18 protein-coding genes and 2 tRNA genes are annotated in these 19,025 nt (G+C 55.5%); 13 read left to right on the top strand and 7 right to left on the bottom strand.

Annotated elements, in window-relative coordinates:
* Positions 1–4: 4 nt before the first annotated feature.
* Both QEP12_RS14570 and QEP12_RS14565 read right to left on the bottom strand, forming a co-directional pair.
* Positions 5–826 (bottom strand): phosphonate ABC transporter ATP-binding protein, encoded by an 822-nt coding sequence (locus QEP12_RS14570; RefSeq protein WP_174863459.1) that lies wholly within the window; start codon positions 824–826, stop codon positions 5–7.
* Between the two features lie 155 nt (positions 827–981).
* The gene (locus tag QEP12_RS14565; protein WP_284214696.1) at positions 982–1,863 is read right to left on the bottom strand and encodes a putative selenate ABC transporter substrate-binding protein; all 882 of its coding nucleotides are present in this window, start codon (positions 1,861–1,863) and stop codon (positions 982–984) included.
* A gap of 465 nt (positions 1,864–2,328) precedes the next feature.
* On the opposite strand from QEP12_RS14565, the gene QEP12_RS14560 reads away from it, so the two are divergent.
* The 3 genes from QEP12_RS14560 (at position 2,329) to QEP12_RS14550 (ending at position 6,717) form a co-directional block, all read left to right on the top strand.
* Positions 2,329–2,454: a hypothetical protein gene (locus QEP12_RS14560; RefSeq protein WP_281355037.1), complete on the top strand. Its 126-nt coding sequence runs from the start codon at positions 2,329–2,331 to the stop codon at positions 2,452–2,454.
* A gap of 145 nt (positions 2,455–2,599) precedes the next feature.
* The gene (gene argA, locus QEP12_RS14555) at positions 2,600–3,946 is read left to right on the top strand and encodes an amino-acid N-acetyltransferase (protein ID WP_284214695.1); all 1,347 of its coding nucleotides are present in this window, start codon (positions 2,600–2,602) and stop codon (positions 3,944–3,946) included.
* Positions 3,947–4,338: 392 nt separating this feature from the next.
* The gene (locus QEP12_RS14550; RefSeq protein WP_284214694.1) at positions 4,339–6,717 is read left to right on the top strand and encodes an adenosylcobalamin-dependent ribonucleoside-diphosphate reductase; all 2,379 of its coding nucleotides are present in this window, start codon (positions 4,339–4,341) and stop codon (positions 6,715–6,717) included.
* Positions 6,718–6,885: 168 nt separating this feature from the next.
* Here QEP12_RS14550 and QEP12_RS14545 read toward each other — a convergent pair.
* A tRNA-Pro gene (locus tag QEP12_RS14545) sits at positions 6,886–6,962 on the bottom strand.
* Positions 6,963–7,333: 371 nt separating this feature from the next.
* Between QEP12_RS14545 and QEP12_RS14540 the strand changes: the two genes are divergently transcribed.
* Positions 7,334–7,726, top strand: a complete 393-nt coding sequence (locus QEP12_RS14540; protein WP_284214693.1) for a COG4315 family predicted lipoprotein — start codon at positions 7,334–7,336, stop codon at positions 7,724–7,726.
* Positions 7,727–7,888: 162 nt separating this feature from the next.
* Here the strand turns inward: QEP12_RS14540 and QEP12_RS14535 are convergent.
* The 3 genes from QEP12_RS14535 to QEP12_RS14525 form a co-directional block, all read right to left on the bottom strand.
* Positions 7,889–7,965 (bottom strand) — tRNA-Pro (locus QEP12_RS14535).
* 68 nt (positions 7,966–8,033) lie between these two features.
* Positions 8,034–8,285, bottom strand: a complete 252-nt coding sequence (infA, locus tag QEP12_RS14530; RefSeq protein ID WP_174863455.1) for a translation initiation factor IF-1 — start codon at positions 8,283–8,285, stop codon at positions 8,034–8,036.
* Positions 8,286–8,576: 291 nt separating this feature from the next.
* Positions 8,577–9,800, bottom strand: a complete 1,224-nt coding sequence (locus tag QEP12_RS14525) for an HPP family protein (RefSeq protein ID WP_284214692.1) — start codon at positions 9,798–9,800, stop codon at positions 8,577–8,579.
* 126 nt (positions 9,801–9,926) lie between these two features.
* On the opposite strand from QEP12_RS14525, the gene asd reads away from it, so the two are divergent.
* Positions 9,927–10,778 (top strand): archaetidylserine decarboxylase, encoded by an 852-nt coding sequence (gene asd, locus QEP12_RS14520; RefSeq protein ID WP_174863454.1) that lies wholly within the window; start codon positions 9,927–9,929, stop codon positions 10,776–10,778.
* Between the two features lie 47 nt (positions 10,779–10,825).
* On the opposite strand, the gene QEP12_RS14515 is transcribed toward asd, so the two are convergent.
* Complete coding sequence (locus QEP12_RS14515; RefSeq protein ID WP_257469049.1) at positions 10,826–11,122, bottom strand: hypothetical protein; 297 nt, start codon at positions 11,120–11,122, stop codon at positions 10,826–10,828.
* Between the two features lie 85 nt (positions 11,123–11,207).
* Between QEP12_RS14515 and QEP12_RS14510 the strand changes: the two genes are divergently transcribed.
* The 8 genes from QEP12_RS14510 (at position 11,208) to QEP12_RS14475 (ending at position 19,011) form a co-directional block, all read left to right on the top strand.
* Positions 11,208–12,188 carry a bile acid:sodium symporter family protein gene (locus QEP12_RS14510; protein ID WP_219162159.1) on the top strand — a complete coding sequence of 327 codons (981 nt, stop codon included), beginning with the start codon at positions 11,208–11,210 and terminating at the stop codon, positions 12,186–12,188.
* 156 nt (positions 12,189–12,344) lie between these two features.
* Positions 12,345–12,701 carry a ComEA family DNA-binding protein gene (locus tag QEP12_RS14505; RefSeq protein ID WP_174863453.1) on the top strand — a complete coding sequence of 119 codons (357 nt, stop codon included), beginning with the start codon at positions 12,345–12,347 and terminating at the stop codon, positions 12,699–12,701.
* 129 nt (positions 12,702–12,830) lie between these two features.
* Complete coding sequence (locus QEP12_RS14500; RefSeq protein WP_284214691.1) at positions 12,831–15,761, top strand: monovalent cation/H+ antiporter subunit A; 2,931 nt, start codon at positions 12,831–12,833, stop codon at positions 15,759–15,761.
* Positions 15,761–16,126, top strand: a complete 366-nt coding sequence (locus QEP12_RS14495) for a Na+/H+ antiporter subunit C (protein ID WP_174863452.1) — start codon at positions 15,761–15,763, stop codon at positions 16,124–16,126. Before QEP12_RS14500 ends, QEP12_RS14495 begins: the two co-directional genes overlap by 1 nt.
* On the top strand, positions 16,123–17,844 hold the full coding sequence (locus QEP12_RS14490; protein ID WP_284214689.1) for a monovalent cation/H+ antiporter subunit D: 1,722 nt from the start codon (positions 16,123–16,125) through the stop codon (positions 17,842–17,844). The genes QEP12_RS14495 and QEP12_RS14490 overlap by 4 nt, the downstream gene beginning before the upstream one ends.
* Positions 17,841–18,332 carry a Na+/H+ antiporter subunit E gene (locus QEP12_RS14485; RefSeq protein ID WP_174863451.1) on the top strand — a complete coding sequence of 164 codons (492 nt, stop codon included), beginning with the start codon at positions 17,841–17,843 and terminating at the stop codon, positions 18,330–18,332. Before QEP12_RS14490 ends, QEP12_RS14485 begins: the two co-directional genes overlap by 4 nt.
* Positions 18,329–18,607 (top strand): K+/H+ antiporter subunit F, encoded by a 279-nt coding sequence (locus QEP12_RS14480; protein WP_174863450.1) that lies wholly within the window; start codon positions 18,329–18,331, stop codon positions 18,605–18,607. The genes QEP12_RS14485 and QEP12_RS14480 overlap by 4 nt, the downstream gene beginning before the upstream one ends.
* Positions 18,604–19,011, top strand: a complete 408-nt coding sequence (locus QEP12_RS14475; RefSeq protein WP_284214688.1) for a monovalent cation/H(+) antiporter subunit G — start codon at positions 18,604–18,606, stop codon at positions 19,009–19,011. The genes QEP12_RS14480 and QEP12_RS14475 overlap by 4 nt, the downstream gene beginning before the upstream one ends.
* Positions 19,012–19,025 lie beyond the last annotated feature (14 nt).

Raw genomic sequence — 19,025 nt, 5'->3', positions numbered from 1 at the left:
TGCATCAGCGGCACCCATGGGCTGGCATAGACACCGCGGCAACCGTAGCATGCGGTGGCGCACAATCGGGCGCCACCGTCACCGACAGCGCCTCTGCCGCGTACAGTGCCTGTAACTGCGCATCACGCACATCTGCCGCAGGCACATCGAAAGCAATGCGCCCATCGCGGATACCAATCAAGCGGTCAAAGCACGTACGCGCCAACTCCACCGCATGCAAGCTGGCCACCAAGGTGGCATTGCGCGCTTTGGCTTCTTGCACCAGCAGTTGCACCGTCTCCAGTGCCAACGTGGGGTCCAAGGCGGACACAGGCTCATCCGCCAAAATCAGTTGTGCCTCTTGGTAGAGCACACGCGCAATCCCCACACGCTGCAACTGGCCGCCCGAAAGCTGGTCGCAACGCACAAACAATTTGTCCGCCAGATGCACGCGCTGCAGCGCCTGGCGTGCGCCCGCAATGTCCTGCGGATAGACCAGCGAAGCCAGCGACTTCCACACCGGCCACTGCCCCAGCTTGCCAGCCAGCACGGCGGTGACCACGCGCTGGCGTGGCGGAATGGGGGCCGCCTGGTGCACGGTGCCGATGCGCGTGCGCAACTGGCGCAAGGCTGCACCCGTTGCAGCAGGTGCCTGCCCCAACACCGTGATCGCCCCTTGGGTGGGGCGGCAGGCCGTTCCAATCGTGTTGAGCAAGGTGGTTTTGCCCGCACCGGAGGGGCCAATCAACGCAATGCTCTCGCCCTGCTGGGCTTGTACGCTGATGCCTGCCAGCGCCACATAGCCATTGCTGTGGGTAAGCCCCACGTTATGCAGTAAAAAGCTCATAAATATGCTCCGCCAACCATAGCTGTCAGCGCTTGGTGCATATGCCTTTGTAGGCAATTTGGCATTGAAATCAAAGACCGACGCGCAGTACGCAGCCTTGCCCTGCCTGCAGCACAGCCACAGACAGGTCAAGGCAGATGCCGCACCAGTTACGCTTACTTCAGCAGGCCCGCGGCCTTGGCAGCGTCTTCAATGCCTTGGTAGTTTTCAGGCTTGGAGGCAATGAACTTGGAGGCACGCTGCAAGTCCATGATGGCCTTGTGCTCGGGGTTGGCCGGGTCCAGCTTCAAAAAAGCGTCGGTCAGCTTCTTGGTGATTGCAGGATCCAAATCGCCACGCACCGTCCAGTTGTAGTCAAAGTACTCGGGGGTGGTGTAGAACACGCGCACCTTGGCTGGGTCTACCTTCTTGGCCTCTACCAACTTGTCCCACACCGAAGTATTGAGCACCCCCGCATCGGCCTTGCCTGCGGCCACAAAGGCCACGGTGGCATCGTGTGCGCCCGAATACGCCACGTTCTTGAAGTCTTTTTCAGGGTTGATGCCGGCCTTCTGGATGAAGTAACGCGGCATCAGGCTGCCCGAGGTGGACGACGGTGCGCCAAAGGCAAAGGTCTTGCCCTTCAGGTCTTCCAGGGTCTTGATGGCGGGATCGGCCGTGATAAAGCGCGAGGTGAACACCGCGTCTTCTGCACGCTGCACGATGGGGTTGGCCGTGCCTTTGGTGCGGATCTTGGCCTGCACATAGGTAAAGCCGCCCAGCCACGCCATATCCAGCTTGCCGGTGGCCAGCGATTCCACCACGGCGGCGTAGTCGCTCACGGGGGTGAACACCACCTTCATGCCAGTTTCTTTGGACAGGTACTCGCCCAGGGGCTTGAATTTGCGTTGCAGCTCAGTGGGGGCTTCGTCAGGAATGGCCGAAACACGCAGCACCTTGTCGGCAGCCGAAGCCGAGAAAGAAACCAAAGCAGAAGTTGCGGCAACAGCAAGCAGCGCCTGCTTGATCGCCAAGCGGCGGGCAAAAGATGTAGTCATGAAGTTTCCGATTCAAAAATCCACCACCGGACGGACAACACGGCGGCTTAATAGTCAGCCCCAACGGAGCATGGAATAAGGGCGGTGCAACTGACCGCTGGCCTGAATTCTCGCACTGATGCTTTGGATTGAAGGGCCGCCAAACCATTAACCACAGCGCGCGTTGCGCCCATCCCCAGCACGGCTTGCAAATAGGTCGCTATTGATATCAAAGCATCTGGCGCTTATGCAGTCTAATTTTTCCTATTCATAGCATTCAAAACCTATGAACTACAAGCGCCCACAGCTCTTATTTTTGAAATACTCAGCCGCCTTCGCTGCAACGCACCACCGCAAGGCGGCGCCCCCTGCGGGAAGCCCCGCACACAGCTATCGCCCTTGGCCTACGCCTGCAGCGCTGAAGGCTATGTAATTTCAGGCCCATGGGAGCGCCGCCCACGCCCATTTGCCAGAAAGGAGTTCGCGATGTTAGACAACGCCACCCTCCACAATCTCGTACTCACGGTGCTGTATTACGTCAGCCCCTTGCTCTTGCTGGCCGGCGTTGCGGGTTTTGCCACCAGCATGGCCATGTGGTTCATTCGCCGCTAAAGCGCACGCCTCAAGCCTTCGCTGTTGACGAATTGCACATTGACACAAAAAGCGTCGCAGCAGCCATCTACACCGCTACACTTCACAACGGCTTGCATTCCGAGGGGAATGGCAAGCCTTTTTTCCCTTTGCACGTTGCACATCCATGTCCACAGTTTTCAATTTCACCTTCGTCCCCTGGTTCCGGTCCGTGGCCCCCTATATCCACAAGTTCCGACACCAGACCTTTGTGGTGGGCATCACGGGCGAGGCGATTGCCGCAGGTAAGCTGCAAGGCATCGTGCAAGACTTGGCGCTAATTCAAGCCATGGGCGTCAAAATTGTGCTGGTGCATGGCTTTCGCCCCCAGGTCAACGAACAGCTGCGCCTCAAAGGGCAAGAGCCCGCCTATTACAACGGCGTGCGCATCACCGACAGCGTGGCGCTGGACTGTGCCCAAGAAGCAGCCGGTCAGCTGCGTTATGAAATTGAAGCCGCCTTCAGCCAAGGCCTTCCCAACACCCCCATGGCGGGCGCCCGTGTGCGTGTGATGTCCGGCAACTTTTTGACCGCGCGCCCGGTGGGTATCGTCAACGGTGTGGACTTTATGCACTCCGGCCTGGTGCGCAAGGTGGACGGTGAAGGTATTCAGCGCGCACTGAACTCGGAAGCCATGGTGCTGCTCTCGCCCTTTGGCTTCTCGCCTACGGGCGAAGCCTTCAACCTGAGCATGGAAGAAGTCGCCACTCGCGTGGCCAGCGAGCTCAAGGCCGACAAACTACTCTTTTTGACCGAAGTGCCCGGCGTGCGCACCCGCCCCCAAGAACCTGAGAGCGAAGACAACCCGATTGACACCGAGCTACCTCTGGCACAAGCACGCAAGCTGCTGGCGCAACTGCCACCGCCCCAATTGCCCACCGACACCGGCTTTTATCTGCAGCACTGTGTGCGTGCCTGCGAACATGGCGTCGAGCGCAGCCATATCCTGCCGTTTGCGGTAGATGGCGCGCTGCTGCTGGAAATTTATGTGCACGATGGCATCGGCACCATGGTGATCGATGAAAAACTCGAAGAACTGCGCGAGGCCACCATTGACGATGTAGGCGGCATCATTCAGCTGATCGAGCCCTTCGAGAACGACGGCACCCTGGTCAAACGTGATCGCACCGAGATTGAAAGCGACATCGCCAGCTACACCGTGATTGAACACGATGGTGTGATCTTTGGTTGCGCCGCCTTGCACCCCTACCCGGAGGCCAGAACCGGGGAAATGGCTGCGGTGACAGTGTCGCCCAAGGCCCAAGGCACGGGTGATGGCGAAAAACTGCTCAAACGCATCGAGCAACGGGCTCGCGAGCAAGGACTGGAGTCGCTGTTTGTTTTGACCACTCGCACCATGCACTGGTTCATCAAACGCGGCTTTCAGCCCGTCAGCCCCGATTGGCTGCCCGAAGCGCGAAAATCCAAATACAACTGGAGTCGTAAAAGCCAAGTGCTCGTCAAACACCTGTAACACCTACTTACCGACTGACGGTGAAATTTATTTAAGCGGGAATTACCAACAATTAGCAGCTATCTGCATATGCATCATAGCTTTTATGCTATTTATTTGATAATTTCAATCGCACTAGAATAGACTGCTGCGCAGGGCATACACGCTCCGGCGATAGCCCTGACAAAGGGTGCTGCCAATGCAGTGCTTACAAGCTGGACACTCGGTTTTTGGGTTTAAATCACCTTTGTCGGATGTACTTCCGAGCAGATCCACAAGGTCTGAGACCGATCCCCTGGCCGAGCGTGCAAAGTGCGCCCGGCCTCTTTTTTTTCGCGACTTGTGCACAACTTTTGCTTAGCAAGTGTTGGCGCAAGAATGTCTAGATTTTTTTACTTCTTTACAAAGACGCAATGACTTCTTTGAACACGCAACCTATCAGCCAAGACGTCTTGGCCGAGAAATATCTGGCAGCCGGAGAACAAACCGCTGAAGATCTGTTCCGCCGCGTCTCCCAAGCTCTGGCCGATCAAGAAAAACCAGAGCTGCGCGCCCAGTGGGCAGAGAAGTTTTTCCAGAATATGCAAGCAGGCGCCATCGGCGCAGGCCGCATCATGGCAGCAGCGGGTCTAGACACCAAAGCCACGCTGATCAACTGCTTTGTTCAGCCCGTGGCCGATGCCACCAACGGCTTTGATGAAAACGGCAACCCCGGCATTTACACCGCGCTGTCGCAAGCCGCAGAAACCATGCGCCGCGGCGGTGGTGTGGGCTATGACTTCTCCAACCTGCGCCCCAAGGGCGCCAAGGTCAAGGGCACCAATTCCTACGCCTCAGGCCCCTGCTCCTTCATCGACGTGTTCGACGCATCGTGCACCACCGTGGAATCTGCTGGTGCGCGCCGCGGCGCCCAAATGGGGGTGATGCGCATTGACCACCCCGATGTGCTGGACTTCATCACCGCCAAGCGTCAAAAAGGCCGCTGGAACAACTTCAACGTTTCCGTGGGCGTCACCAGCGACTTCATGCAAGCCGTGGAAAACGACAGTACATGGGAATTGGTGCACGTTGCCACCCCTTCGGATACCCAAATTGAAGGCGGCGCCTACCAGCGCGCGGATGGCAAGTGGGTGTACCGCACGACCACTGCACGCGAGCTGTGGGACGCCATCATGAAGTCGGCCTACGACTTTGCAGAGCCTGGTATTTTGTTTCTTGACAACATCAATACCGACAACAACCTGTACTACGCGGAAACGATTGCGGCCACCAACCCTTGCGGCGAGCAGCCTCTGCCGCCCTACGGCTGCTGCGACTTGGGCCCCATCATTCTGACCAAGTTCGTACGCGATGCTTTCACTGCGAATGCGCGCTTTGACTTTGACGCATTCCGCGCTGCAGTGACCATACAAGTGCGCATGCTGGACAACGTGCTGGATGCCACCGTCTGGCCCCTGCTCGAACAGCACAAGGAATCGCAGCAAAAACGCCGTATTGGCGTCGGCTTTACCGGCCTGGGCGACGCGTTGATCATGCTGCGCCTGAAGTACAACAGCGACGAAGGTGTTGCCCAAGGCGAAGAAATTGCCCGCCAGATGCGCGATGCCGCATACCTTGCTTCGGTGGAGCTAGCCAAGGAAAAGGGTGCTTTCCCGCTGTTTGATGCCGACAAATACCTCAAGAGCGGCTTCACCCAACGTCTGCCTGAAGCCATTCGCGCTGAAATTCGCAAACACGGCATCCGCAACAGCCACCTGCTGTCGATTGCCCCTACAGGCACGGTGTCACTGGCTTTTGCCGACAACGCCTCCAACGGCATCGAGCCGCCTTTCTCGTGGACCTACAACCGCAAAAAACGCACCGCTGACGGTGGCAATGCGCACTACACGGTCGAAGACCATGCTTACCGCATATTCAAGGCCATGCACGGTGCAGATGCTGCATTGCCCGAGTACTTTGTCAGCGCCTTGGAAATGACGGCAGCCGAGCACGTAGCGATGATGCGCGTGGTTCAGCCCTACATCGACACCGCCATTTCAAAGACCGTCAACATCCCAGCCGACTACCCGTTCGAGGACTTCAAGAACCTCTACATGGAAAGCTGGAAAGCGGGCTTGAAAGGCTGCGCCACCTATCGACCCAATGACACACTCGGAGCGGTTCTGTCGGTGGAAGCGCCCAAGCCCACCGAAGCTCCCAAGCCTGCTGCAGCAGCCACCCACAGCAGCAATATCGCTGCTGTCGTGGAGCGCAGACCCGAAGGTCCGTTGAATGCCGTGGTCGACAAAATCGAATACTTCACCCATGACGGTGCACGCCGCCTGTACTTGGTGGTGAGCTTCATGCTGGTGGACGGCGTAGAGCGCCCCATCGAGTTCTTTATGCCTGTGGGCCAAACCGGCGAAAGCCAGCAATGGATCACGGCCACCATGCGCTCGCTGTCACTGGCAGCGCGTGGCGGTTTCCTCGAGAAAGCACTGGAAGACCTGCGCAAAGTGGCTTGGGATCGCGGCCCCATCCGTTATGGCTGGCGTGACAAGGAAGACGGCAGTCGCATGCCCATTTGGCATGACAGCGAGGTAGCACTGCTGGCCTACGCCATCCAGGCCATTATTGCCAACCGTGGTGAGGCACAGCCTGCACCCTCCACCTCCGCAGCCCCTGCTCCTGCCCCAGAAACCACTCCAACCATGAGTGGCACCAAATGCCCAGATTGCGGTGCCCATGCTGTGATCAAAAAAGACGGCTGCTCTTTCTGCACCGCCTGTGGCTACATCGGTGCCTGCGGTTGATCCTGGATAAGCAGCTATCTAAATAGCCAAAAAGAAAAAGCCAGTGGTAGCTACCACTGGCTTTTTTTATGTATAGATAGTCTGAAATACCGCTCAGACAAGCGAGCCACTTTACTTATTCACCAATGACAAAAGGGCTAGATCTTTCGATCTAGCCCTTCAATCTTTTGGTCGGAGCGGCGGGATTCGAACTCGCGACCCTCTGCTCCCAAAGCAGATGCGCTACCAGGCTGCGCTACGCTCCGAACAGCACGTAGTATAACTGATTTTTGCTATCAAAATTCTGCACCAGAGTTTTTGACTCACACAATCAGCAACTTTTACCCGCCACTCAATACAAGCCGTATCGATTCAAAAAATAAAGTGCCGCCAAAATTCCAAAGATTGCCAGGATGGTCATGATTCGAGACATGAGAACACCTCCTTGTAAGCACCTGCATCGCAGCGCTTAACGGTTCACTGCAAGAAATTTCTGCGAGAAGCCGTCTAGCCCCAGGAAAGCCTCAACCTTACCAAAGCGAAAACGCCTTACGTATTGGCTGCAACACCCAGCCGACAATGCAGCGGCACACACCGTGCGATGCTCACCTTGAGAGACATCCAAAAGGAGTTAGCCATGAGATACCTTCTCCCTGTCGCACTAGCCACCACCCTGCTGGGACTGACCGCCTGTAACACCGCCACAAGCCACACCGGCATCCACAGCCCTGCAACTGTCTTGCAAGGCCGACTCGTAGGGCCGCAGCAAATGACGCTGTACGTCTTCGACCGTGACATAACCGGCAGCGGCAAAAGCATGTGCAACGACAATTGCGCCAAGAACTGGCCTCCACTGTTCGCACCCAGCAACGCCCAACCAATCGGCGCATGGAATGCGATCACTCGCGATGATGGCAGCAAGCAATGGGCCTACCAAGGCAAACCCTTGTACTACTGGGTTCAAGACAGCAAACCAGGTGACACCTCCGGCGATGGCGTTGGTAGTGCATGGCACGTTGCCAAACCTTAGATAAAAAATTATTTTGATAGCTTCTAAGGCTTGCTAGAACTACGCAAAACCGTATTTTTTATATTCACAAGCAACTGAAGCATAAAGAATAAAAGCCACACTTATTACAGCATGGCAAAAACGAAAAAGGGCTAGATCTTTCGATCTAGCCCTTCAATCTTTTGGTCGGAGCGGCGGGATTCGAACTCGCGACCCTCTGCTCCCAAAGCAGATGCGCTACCAGGCTGCGCTACGCTCCGACAAGCTTCAAATTATAAGCAAAAATTGAATGCCATTTTGCAAAATGGTAAATTTTTCGCAAATTGTTTTAACGCGATGAAGAAGGCGCTGGGCCACGGTTGGGCAGGTGACGGAAGGTAATGCGCCCTTTGGTCAGATCATAAGGAGACATCTCCAGAGAGACCTTGTCGCCTGCCAAGATGCGAATGTGGTGCTTGCGCATTTTGCCACCAGTGTATGCAATCAATTGGTGACCGTTTTCCAGCGTCACACGAAAGCGTGAGTCAGGCAACACTTCAGTCACGGAGCCTTGCATTTCAATCAATTCTTCTTTTGCCATGTTCAATCAACTTTAAAGGTAGGTATTTGTTTGCGGCGCCTTTGCTTCAAACCCATGTCTTTATTACATAGACAAACGTGTGCCGTAGTGCACAACGGAGAAAGGTTGCGCACAGCGCAAACCGAACAGAGGGCCTCAACGGGAAATGCAGCAAAGTCAGCCGCAAAAATAGCGGCCAATTGTAGCTGCTAAGCCCAATTTTCTTCAGAAACAATCAAACTTACCAATCGCTCACCTACAAATTACTCTGCGTAGCGCTGAGCTTTACTCATGACTGGACGTGCGCACCCATCAACGTTTTTGTGATCCACCAATCGCCGCACTAAGTGCGCGAATCAAATCCGTCTGGGTCACGATACCTACCAATTTGCGCTGAGCGTCCACAACTGGTAGGTGGTGGCAGCCTCCTGTTGAAAACAAGGGCACCAAGTCCACCAACAAGCAACTTGCCTCTACCACTTGCGCCTCAGTCTCCATAAGCGCCTCTACTTTGGCTTTTTGCGCGCTGCGCCCCGTGACCAAATGACGGATGCGCTGTGCGACCCCCTCAGGGGCATCCAGTGTGGCTTGCCGCACAAAGTCAGAAATACTCACAATTCCTAAGACAACGCCATCCGCATCCACCACTGGAAGCGCTTTGACACGCTCTTGCTTCATCAGGGCCCATGCCTCTTTTTGAGGCACTCCAGACTCCACGGCAAAAACAGGTTGCGACATGATGTCAACACAGCGCAAGTTTCCGAAGTTGCGGTTGAAAGCAGATCGACCTGCAATGTGCATCAGCCCCTCCAGATCCGCCCGGCTAATATCCAACACTTGGTTGTAGTGCTTGAGCGCAGCATCCAGGTCTTCAGGCGCAAATACTCCGTTGCCATCGGAACTAAAGCCTCGCTTTAAACTGTGCTGTGGATGTGGATAACGCTTACCGGTGAGGGCGTTGTAAATCACCGCACACAACAGCAAAACCGCCACATTAAAAAGAATCGGAAAGGCCACTAACGCCACGCCATTGATGTGCTCCAACACCACATAGGCAGCAAATCCAGCCCCTGGCGGGTGCATGCAACGCAAAGGCACCATCAGCATGACAGACAAACCTACTGCCACTGCACAAGCCAACGCTGTATCCACAATCAATGCCTGAGCCGCCGCACCCACCAACGCAGACAAGACGGTTCCAACCAAAACTGGCCATGGCTGCGCCATAGGGCTAGCAGGCATTCCAAATAAGAGAACTGCACTAGCCCCGAGCGAAGACACCATCCACATGTTGCCGACACTACCTGACCACCAGCGCGAAAGCATGCCCGTGACCAACAAGCCAAGCGCTACACCAAGCGCCATACGGCAGGCTTCAGAATAGCCAACACGCACAGAAGCAGGTAGAAAGTTACGAAGCCACAAACCCCAGCGGCTGAGCTGTGCACGGCTAGCATCCAGCGTGCTAGTAGGAGAGTTTTTAAAGGGATCAACCATAGTACCTAAAGCATGCGCACGAACCACGCACTCCAACAACATGCATGCAACCCATGCGATTGGGCATTTTGCCGCTCATACCACGCAGTCGGTGTCACACCTAGGCATAGCCTTTGATGCTGCCGATAGAATCGGCTCTTTTGTCTTTATCTCAAACTATTACCCGTGTCTGATCGCCTCTCGGTCCTGCCCCAATATTTCCTTCCCAAACAAGCTCTCACACAGCTGATGGGACGCCTTGCTAACTTGCAAGCAGGATCTACCACCACCGCCGTCATCAAGTGGTTCATTCAACGCTACCAAGTAGATATGTCTGAGGCTGCCAATCCAGATCCCGCAGCCTATCCGAGCTTCAACGCGTTCTTTACGCGAGCGCTGCGCCCTGGAGCAAGACCTTTGGCGCAAGCCGAATGGATTTGCCCGGTGGATGGCGCCATTAGCCAACTTGGCCCCATTCAAGGCGAGCAAATTTTTCAAGCCAAAGGGCATCATTACTCTACACAAGCCTTGGTCGGAGGCGATGCCCAGCTAGCCGCGCAATTCCAAGATGGCAACTTCGCAACGATTTACCTAAGCCCTCGCGACTATCACCGCATTCACATGCCATGTGCAGGCAAATTGCTGAGAATGATCCACGTTCCCGGTGAGCTGTTTTCCGTAAACCCCACAACGGCACGCGGTGTCCCAGGGTTGTTTGCCCGCAATGAACGGGTCGTGTGCGTCTTCGAAGGACCGTTTGGACCATTTGTCATGGTGCTGGTGGGTGCGACCATTGTTGGCAGCATGGCAACCGTTTGGCACGGCATAGTCAATCCACCCCGCACCGGAAAAATACGAGAGTGGAACTATGCACAGCAAGACGTTCAACTGGCACAAGGCGCAGAAATGGGGCGTTTTTTACTAGGTTCCACCATTGTTTTGCTCACACCAAAAAGCGACATGCAATTCAACACCGAATGGCAGACAGCAAAGCCTGTGCGCTTGGGCGAAACTATGGCCACACAAACTACCGCGTAAATAGGTAAAGAGAAGCTCTAGCTCCGAGCTTCTTAGACCATCTAGTATCAGAGATACCAGTTCAATGCTTCTGGACGTCGCGTGGTGGTGAACCAAGTAGGAACCAAACTCAAACGCTCAGGTTTGACAGGATCATCCTTACCCACCAAATACACCATCATCTCGCGGCGGCGCAGCACCACATGACTTACGGTTTCTTGCCTGTTGCCGGCTATCACTTTCACACCAGGTTTGAAGACTGGCATTTGAAACATGCTGGAACGCTCATGATGCACTTGAGCAGAATCTGGAGAACCGGGACTTACTAGCAACATAAAGCATGCCTTCAAAGATACGAACAACATTTATATCGACCGCAATTTGAAAAAATTAAGTGATTTTTTCAACACCATTTAACTTCCGTCTGCGCCCACCCCCAATCAACACGTCATGAGCTTCTTGGCCCGCTTTCGTCCTGACAACTTTACTTTGGCGCTGGCAGGCACTGTTTTGCTTGCCAGCCTAATTCCTGCCTCAGGAAATTTTGCCCAACTGTTAGAACGGGTTACAAGCGCAGTCATTCTGGTGCTCTTTTTTTTGCATGGCAGCAAACTGTCACGGCAAGCCATTTGGGCAGGCATTGGCCATTGGCGCCTGCACTTACTGGTCACTGCAACAACATTCGCCTTCTTTCCCCTTTTAGGCTGGCTACTGAAACCGGCGCTGCAGTTCCTACTACCGCCCGAGCTGGTACTCGGCGTACTGTTTCTGTGCGCCCTTCCAGCCACGGTGCAATCGGCCATCGCGCTCACAGGACTCGCGCGAGGCAACATCCCCGCTGCCGTTTGCAGTGCCTCAGGCTCTACGTTGATGGGGATTGTGTTCACACCGATATTGGTTGGGATGTTGCTGTCGCACTCCACCAGCGCGGGCAACCCTCTGGATGCGATGGGAAAAATTGCTGCACAGTTGCTCTTGCCTTTTGTCATAGGCCATCTGCTGCGCCCTTGGACTTCCGGCCTGCTACAACGCGTAGGCAACAAGATCAAAATCGTGGATCAAGGTTCTATTTTGCTAGTGGTTTATTCGGCTTTTAGCGGCGCTGTGGTCGCTGGCCTATGGCAACAAATGCCGCTCATTTCAATGCTGACACTTTTTCTGGTGTGTGCATTGATTCTGGCCTGCTCCATGACTTGGTGCATCTGCGCCAGCCGCCGCTTTGGCTTCACCACCGCTGACGAAGCCACCATTTTGTTCTGCGGCGCTCAAAAAAGCCTAGCTAGCGGCATCCCAATGGCCAAAGTCTTGTTTGCGGCTTCTGTCGTGGGCCCCATGGTACTGCCTGTGATGTTGTTTCACCCTATGCAACTGATGGTTTCCGCCATCGTCGCAGGGCGCTACCAGCGCAAAGCAGGCAACCCAGTAATCTAGCGCGCTTGAGAGAATTTTTTCCGCCTTCAGTCCATCTGGTGCCGCAGAACCAGAATTCCTTGCACAGGCATTCCTGAAGCCGCAAGACTTTCTTAACATGCCTATGCACTCCGGTGCATAAATCATCAACTCAAAACTTTTGGGGGAGATATCTGCATGATTAAAAAACTGATCGCTATTTGCCTGGCTTTTTACGCAGCACTTGCCATGGCTGCAGTCGATGTCAACAAAGCCAGCCATAGTGACTTACAAGAAGTGAAAGGAATTGGCCCTGCAACGGCAACTCGCATCATGGATGCGCGCAAACAAGGCCCGTTCAAAAACTGGGATGACTTGATTGCTCGCGTCAAAGGGATTGCGGCCACATCGGCTAACAAGCTGTCCGACGAAGGCCTCACCGTGAACGGCCAAGCTTACAAACAAGGAGGCAAATCAGCTGCCAAACCCACTGGCAACAACGAAAAAACCGCAAAACCCGCACAAACAGCAGGCAAAAAACAAGAGAAGAGCTGAATTTCTCCTTTATGCTTACAAAACGCCCGCCCATGGCGGGCGTTTTTGTTCCTGAGCCGCCAACACCATCAATACCCGCTCAAATTTCCATAGCACCCAAGAGACCATAGAACTATCGAACAAGCATTCATGCCGCTGATCTCTCTCATTCTTCTCCCTTTTATTGGCAGTCTTTTGGCCGCCGTTTTACCTGCGAACGCACGGAACACGGAATCCACCCTCGCAGGCATCATTGCGCTGACTTGCACGATTCAAGCAGCGATGTTTTTCCCCGAGATTGCCGATGGCGGCGTGATACGCCAAGAGTTAATTTGGCTGCCAGCGCTTGGTTTGAATTTTGTGGTTCGCATGGATGGTTTTGCCTGGATGTTCAGCATGTTGGTGCTGGGCATAGGCTCCTTGGTTGTGCTGTATGCGCGCTATTACATGTCTCCCGCAGACCCCGTACCGCGCTTTTTCTCTTTCCTGCTTGCTTTTATGGGAGCAATGTCAGGCGTTGTGCTCTCGGGCAACATCATTCAACTGGTATTTTTCTGGGAGCTGACCAGCCTCTTTTCATTCTTATTGATCGGTTATTGGCACCACCGCCAAGATGCGCGACGGGGCGCACGCATGGCACTCACGGTCACGGGCACTGGTGGCCTTTGCATGTTTGCGGGCATGCTGATCTTGGGGCATATCGTTGGCAGCTATGACTTAGAGAACGTGCTGGCCGCGGGAGAGCAAGTTCGTGCACACGACTTGTACACCCCAATGCTGATCATGATCTTATTGGGCGCACTGACCAAAAGTGCACAGTTCCCGTTTCATTTCTGGCTTCCCCACGCCATGGCGGCCCCTACCCCCGTCTCCGCCTATTTGCACTCTGCCACGATGGTCAAGGCGGGTGTGTTTCTGATGGCCCGCTTATGGCCCGTACTCGCAGGTACCGACCAGTGGTTCTGGATCGTGAGTGGCACAGGTGTTACTACGCTCTTGGTCGGCGGATTTTTTGCCATGTTCCAGCGCGACCTAAAAGGTCTGCTGGCGTATTCCACCATCTCACACCTGGGGCTCATCACACTACTGCTGGGGCTGAACAGCCCTCTGGCAGCCGTCGCTGCAGTGTTCCACATCATGAACCATGCCACGTTCAAAGCCTCTTTGTTTATGGCGGCAGGCATTGTGGACCACGAAAGTGGCACGCGCGACATGGATCGCCTTTCAGGATTGCGCAAGATGATGCCCGTCACCGCCACGCTGGCTTGTGTAGCCAGCGCTGCGATGGCAGGCGTGCCGCTGCTCAACGGTTTCTTGTCCAAAGAAATGTTCTTTGCGGAAACGGTGTTTATAGAGACGGATCATTGGGTCAGCATCGTTTTGCCTCTCGCGGCAACGATCGCCGGCATGTTCAGCGTTGCCTATTCCCTGTGCTTTACCGCTGATGTGTACTTCGGCCCCAAAGCCGTAGATCTACCCCGTAAACCCCATGAACCTCCCCACTGGATGCGGGTTCCGGTTGAGCTATTGGTTCTGATTTGCTTGGTGGTCGGCATCTTCCCTGCTTGGGCAGTGGGTGAATTTTTGAATGCGGCCGCATTACCCGTAGTAGGCGGCAATTTGCCCGCATTTAGCCTGGCTGTTTGGCACGGCATCAACACCCCCTTGGTCATGAGTGTAGTGGCCTTGCTTGGCGGTATTGTTCTATATGCTGCACTGCACTGGTTGCGCAAACAAGGCGTGCTGAGTGACTCCAGACCCTTGCTGTTCCAACTCAACGGCAAACGGATATTTGAAAATTTGATTGCACGCCTGACTTTGTTGGCTCGCAACACGCGCAGGCTGCTCAGCACGCAACATTTACAGTGGCAAATGCTGTGGCTGGTTCTGCTCGCGCTAGGTGCTGGGGTGCTGCCGCTGTGGATTCGCGGGCTTGAGTTGGGTAATCGCGCCAACTTACCGCTATCCCCCGCCTTTGTGCTGCTTTGGACGATAGGAGGCCTGTGCGCCCTGGGTGCCGCATGGAAGGCCAAATACCACCGCATGGCTTCCTTGATCATGTTGGGTGGCGCAGGGCTATGTACTTGCATCACTTTCTTGTGGTTCTCAGCACCAGATTTGGCACTTACCCAACTGGTGGTTGAAGTAGTCACCACCGTGCTGATCTTGCTCGGTCTTCGCTGGTTGCCCAAACGCGATAAAAGCTTGCGCATTCCAGCACTGTCCACCGAACTCGCCGCACGTGCGCGCCGCTTGCGTGACCTGCTGATTGCACTGGCTGCAGGCGGCAGCGTCGGGTGGCTGGCTTTTGCCATGATGAGCCGCCCCTTCCCAGAAAGCACCTCAACCTTTTTCTTAGAGCGCGCCCTGTCCGAAGGCGGCGGCACCAATGTGGTCAACGTCATGCTGGTGGACTTCCGTGGTTTTGACACTTTTGGGGAAATCGTCGTATTGGGAATTGTGGCTTTGACCGTGTACGCCTTGCTGCGCCGCTTCCGTCCCGCACGCGAGACCATGGATATACCCGAGCAGCAACGCTACATTCCGGGTGATCTGCAAACCGATTTGGTCAACCCTCGGAATGCGGGGGATACCGCAGTTGGCTATCTGATGGTGCCAGCGGTACTGGTTCGCTTGCTGCTGCCTTTTGCCACGCTGGTTGCCATCTATCTCTTCCTGCGCGGACACAACGAACCGGGTGGCGGTTTTGTTGCAGGCTTGGTGTTCTCCGTCGCACTCTTGCTGCAATACATCATCTCTGGCACGCAGTGGGTGGAAGCACATATGCCACTGTTCCCGCGCCGCTGGATTGGTTTCGGATTGCTGTTCGCCATCATGACGGGCATCGGCTCCATCGTGGCAGGCTACCCCTTCATGACCAGCCACACTTTCCACTTCAGTGTTCCGTGGATTGGGCAAATTCACCTTGCAAGCGCTACTTTTTTTGACATAGGAGTTTTCACTTTGGTTGTGGGTTCTACCCTGCTGATCTTGACGGCAATTGCCCACCAATCGGTGCGCGGCCACCGCTACCACGCACGCATCCAAGAAGAGCAAGCTGCTCAGCAAGGAGGCCTCTGATGGAAACCGTATTGGCAATTGCTATTGGCGTGCTTGCAGGTTCGGGGGTATGGCTGCTGTTGCGCCCGCGCACGTTCCAAGTGATCGTGGGCCTGTCTTTGCTGTCTTATGCCGTGAACCTGTTCATCTTCAGCATGGGCCGTGAAGGGCTCGCGATTGATAAGGAGCCGGTGCTGCGTCCTGGCATTCCTGAAACCTTGGCACATTACGCAGACCCCATGCCCCAAGCCTTGGTGCTAACCGCCATCGTGATTGGCTTTGCCATGACGGCCCTGTTCTTGGTGGTATTGCTTGCGTCGCGCGGCATGTCGGGCACTGACCATGTGGATGGCGTCAAAGCGCGCGATGTGCAGGAGATGCCATGAGCTTGATTTTGGAATGGCTGGCATCACTCATGCCGCACCTCATGCTGGCTCCCATCGTGCTGCCCATGTTGACGGCAGCACTCATGCTGCTCCTCAAAGAAGAGCAGCAACAAGCCAAAATGGTGATGAATGTCGGGACTACCGCGCTGGGTTTGCTGGCAGCTATTGCCCTGCTTTTATGGGCCGATCAATCGGGCTCCAGCACCACCATGGGCGTTTATCTGCCAGGTAACTGGCAGGCACCTTTTGGGATTGTGCTGGCGGTAGACCGACTCACTGCCTTGATGCTGGTGCTGACCTACAGCATCGCGCTGGCATCCAGCTTGTTCTCCACGGCGCGTTGGCACAAGGCAGGGGTGCACTTTCACCCATTGTTTCAGCTGCAGTTGATGGGCTTGTCCGGTGCTTTCCTCACTGCAGACCTGTTCAATTTATTCGTCTTCTTCGAGATCATGCTGGCGGCATCCTATGGCCTGCTGCTGCATGGCTCTGGACGCATGCGCGTGCAATCTGGCATGCACTACATCGCCATCAACCTGGCAGCGTCTTCGCTGTTCTTGATTGGTGTGTCCATGCTTTATGGCCTTACGGGCACATTGAACATGGCTGATTTAGCCCAAGCCATCCCTGAAGTGTCAGCGGCTGATCGTGGCTTGCTGCACACGGCCGCAGGCATTTTGGCAACGGCCTTTTTGATCAAAGCAGCCGTATGGCCACTGAACTTCTGGCTGGTGCCGGCTTACAGCGCCGCTACGGCACCCGTCGGTGCATTGTTTGCACTCATGACCAAGGTGGGCATCTATACCATTTTGCGTTTGTGGACCCTGATGTTCTCTAGCGAAGCGGGCGACTCCGCCCTCTTTGGCTCCATGTGGCTGATTGCAGGCGGCATGGCCACCATGGTGTTTGGCGGCATTGGCACCTTGGCCGCCACCCGGCTGACGCATCTGGCAGGCTACGCCGCCATCTTGTCCTCGGGCACATTGCTCGCTGCAATTGGCTTTGGCCAAAACATGCTCACCGCAGGTTTGCTGTACTACCTGCCCAGCTCCACGCTGGCGGTGGCCATCCTCTTCTTGCTGGCAGACATCATGGACCGCTGGCGCAACGATGGAAACATCGACATCGATGATGAAGAAGCGCCCTTTCTCAACTCTGAACTGGTGCCCACCCAGAGCCTGAACCTCGACGAAAACGAGCAAGTGCTGATTGGCCGCGCCATTCCTGCCTCTGCCGCTTTCCTCGGCTTGGCCTTCATCATGTGCACCTTGGTGGTAACTGGCTTGCCACCACTGTCTGGCTTCATTGGCAAATTTGCCATGCTCACCAACCTGATCAACCCTGTAGGGCTGGGCCAATCTGCGGGCTACCAAGCCGGCCCATGGGGCTGGGTGTTGATGGCGCTAATGATTGCTACGGGCTTGTTCGCCCTGATTGCACTCACGCGCGCAGGCATCCGCCATTTTTGGGCCACGCACGAGCGTGGGACTCCTGAGTTGCGCATCTCTGAGGGGCTGCCGATTGCAGCGCTGATGGCCCTGTGCATGGTGCTGACGGTGAAAGCGGACTCTGTCATGCAGTACACCCAGAACGCGGCCAATACCTTGCATGCCCCAGGCACCTACATTCAAGCCGTGATGGAAACGCGACCTGTGCCTAACCCCACCATCGCTCCTAGCAGCATCCCCCCCAGCAGCGGGCAGGAGGCTCAGCCATGATGAAACGCCTCTTTCCCGCTCCCCTGCTGTCCGCCGCATTGTTCATGCTGTGGCTGCTGCTCAACCACTCCATGAGCAAAGGGCACATCGTGCTTGGCGCCATCCTGGGGCTCTGCATCCCCGTGCTCACGCGCGGCTTGCGCCCCCTGCCCGTGCGCGTGCGCCACCCTTGGACGATCTTGAAGCTCTTTCTCACCGTGGTTGCAGACACCTCGGCCTCCAACTTTCAGGTGGTGCGCTTCTTGCTGTTTCCCAAGATGCGCAAACACCACGCTGCTTTTGTGCATGTCCCGCTGGAGTTGCAAGACCCTAATGGGTTGGCGGTACTGGCAATGATTACCTGCATCACACCAGGTACCGCGTGGGCAGAAATATCACGTGACCGCTCGATACTGCTGATGCACGTTCTGGAAGTCGATGACCCGCAAACCATCGTGGAGCATGTCAAAACCAAATACGAGCGCCCACTGAGGGAGATTTTCGAATGAGCCAATGGTTAATCTGGGTACTGTCTTTGGCCCTTTTCTTCTTGGTGCTGGCGATGGCCTGCACGCTGACACGCTTGCTCAAAGGCCCTTCCGCGCAAGACCGCGTTTTGGCCTTGGACTGCATGTACCTCAACGGCATGCTGGCCATGCTGGTGCTGGGTATTTTGTACAGCTCATCCATGTACTTTGAGGCCGCCTTGCTGATTGCCTTGTTTGGCTGCGTAGGCTCTACTGCCATGGCCAAATTTCTGCTGCGTGGCGAGGTGATCGAATGAATGAGATCACGCTGCCTTTGTGGGCTGAGGTGCTGATTGCCGTGCTGGTGTTGGGCGGCTCCATCGTCGCGCTGCTGGGCTCGCTGGGCCTGATGCGCCTGAAAAGCTATTTCGAGCGCGTGCACTCCCCTTCCATCATTGCCACCATGGGTTGCTGGCTGATTATGTGGGCCACCTTTGTGTTCTTCAGTGCGACTGGTCAGGGCCTTGCGCTGCATGCGCTGCTGATTGCGATTTTCATCGCCGTGACAGTGCCCATCACCACCATCTTCTTGATGCGTGCTGCACTCTTTCGTGCCCGCCGTGCGGGGCGCGACGTCCCCCCCAGCATCAGCCGCATTGTGCGCAATGAGCCCCTTTCCGAAGAAGCTGTAACGGCAGACTCTGAAGCATCAAAAAATTAAGCACCTAGCGCTTA

The sequence above is a fragment of the Comamonas jiangduensis genome (assembly GCF_030162955.1).
Lineage (GTDB): Bacteria > Pseudomonadota > Gammaproteobacteria > Burkholderiales > Burkholderiaceae_C > Comamonas > Comamonas jiangduensis.
Note: the sequence above shows the minus strand (reverse complement) of the source record. Positions and strands in the feature narration are given on the sequence as shown.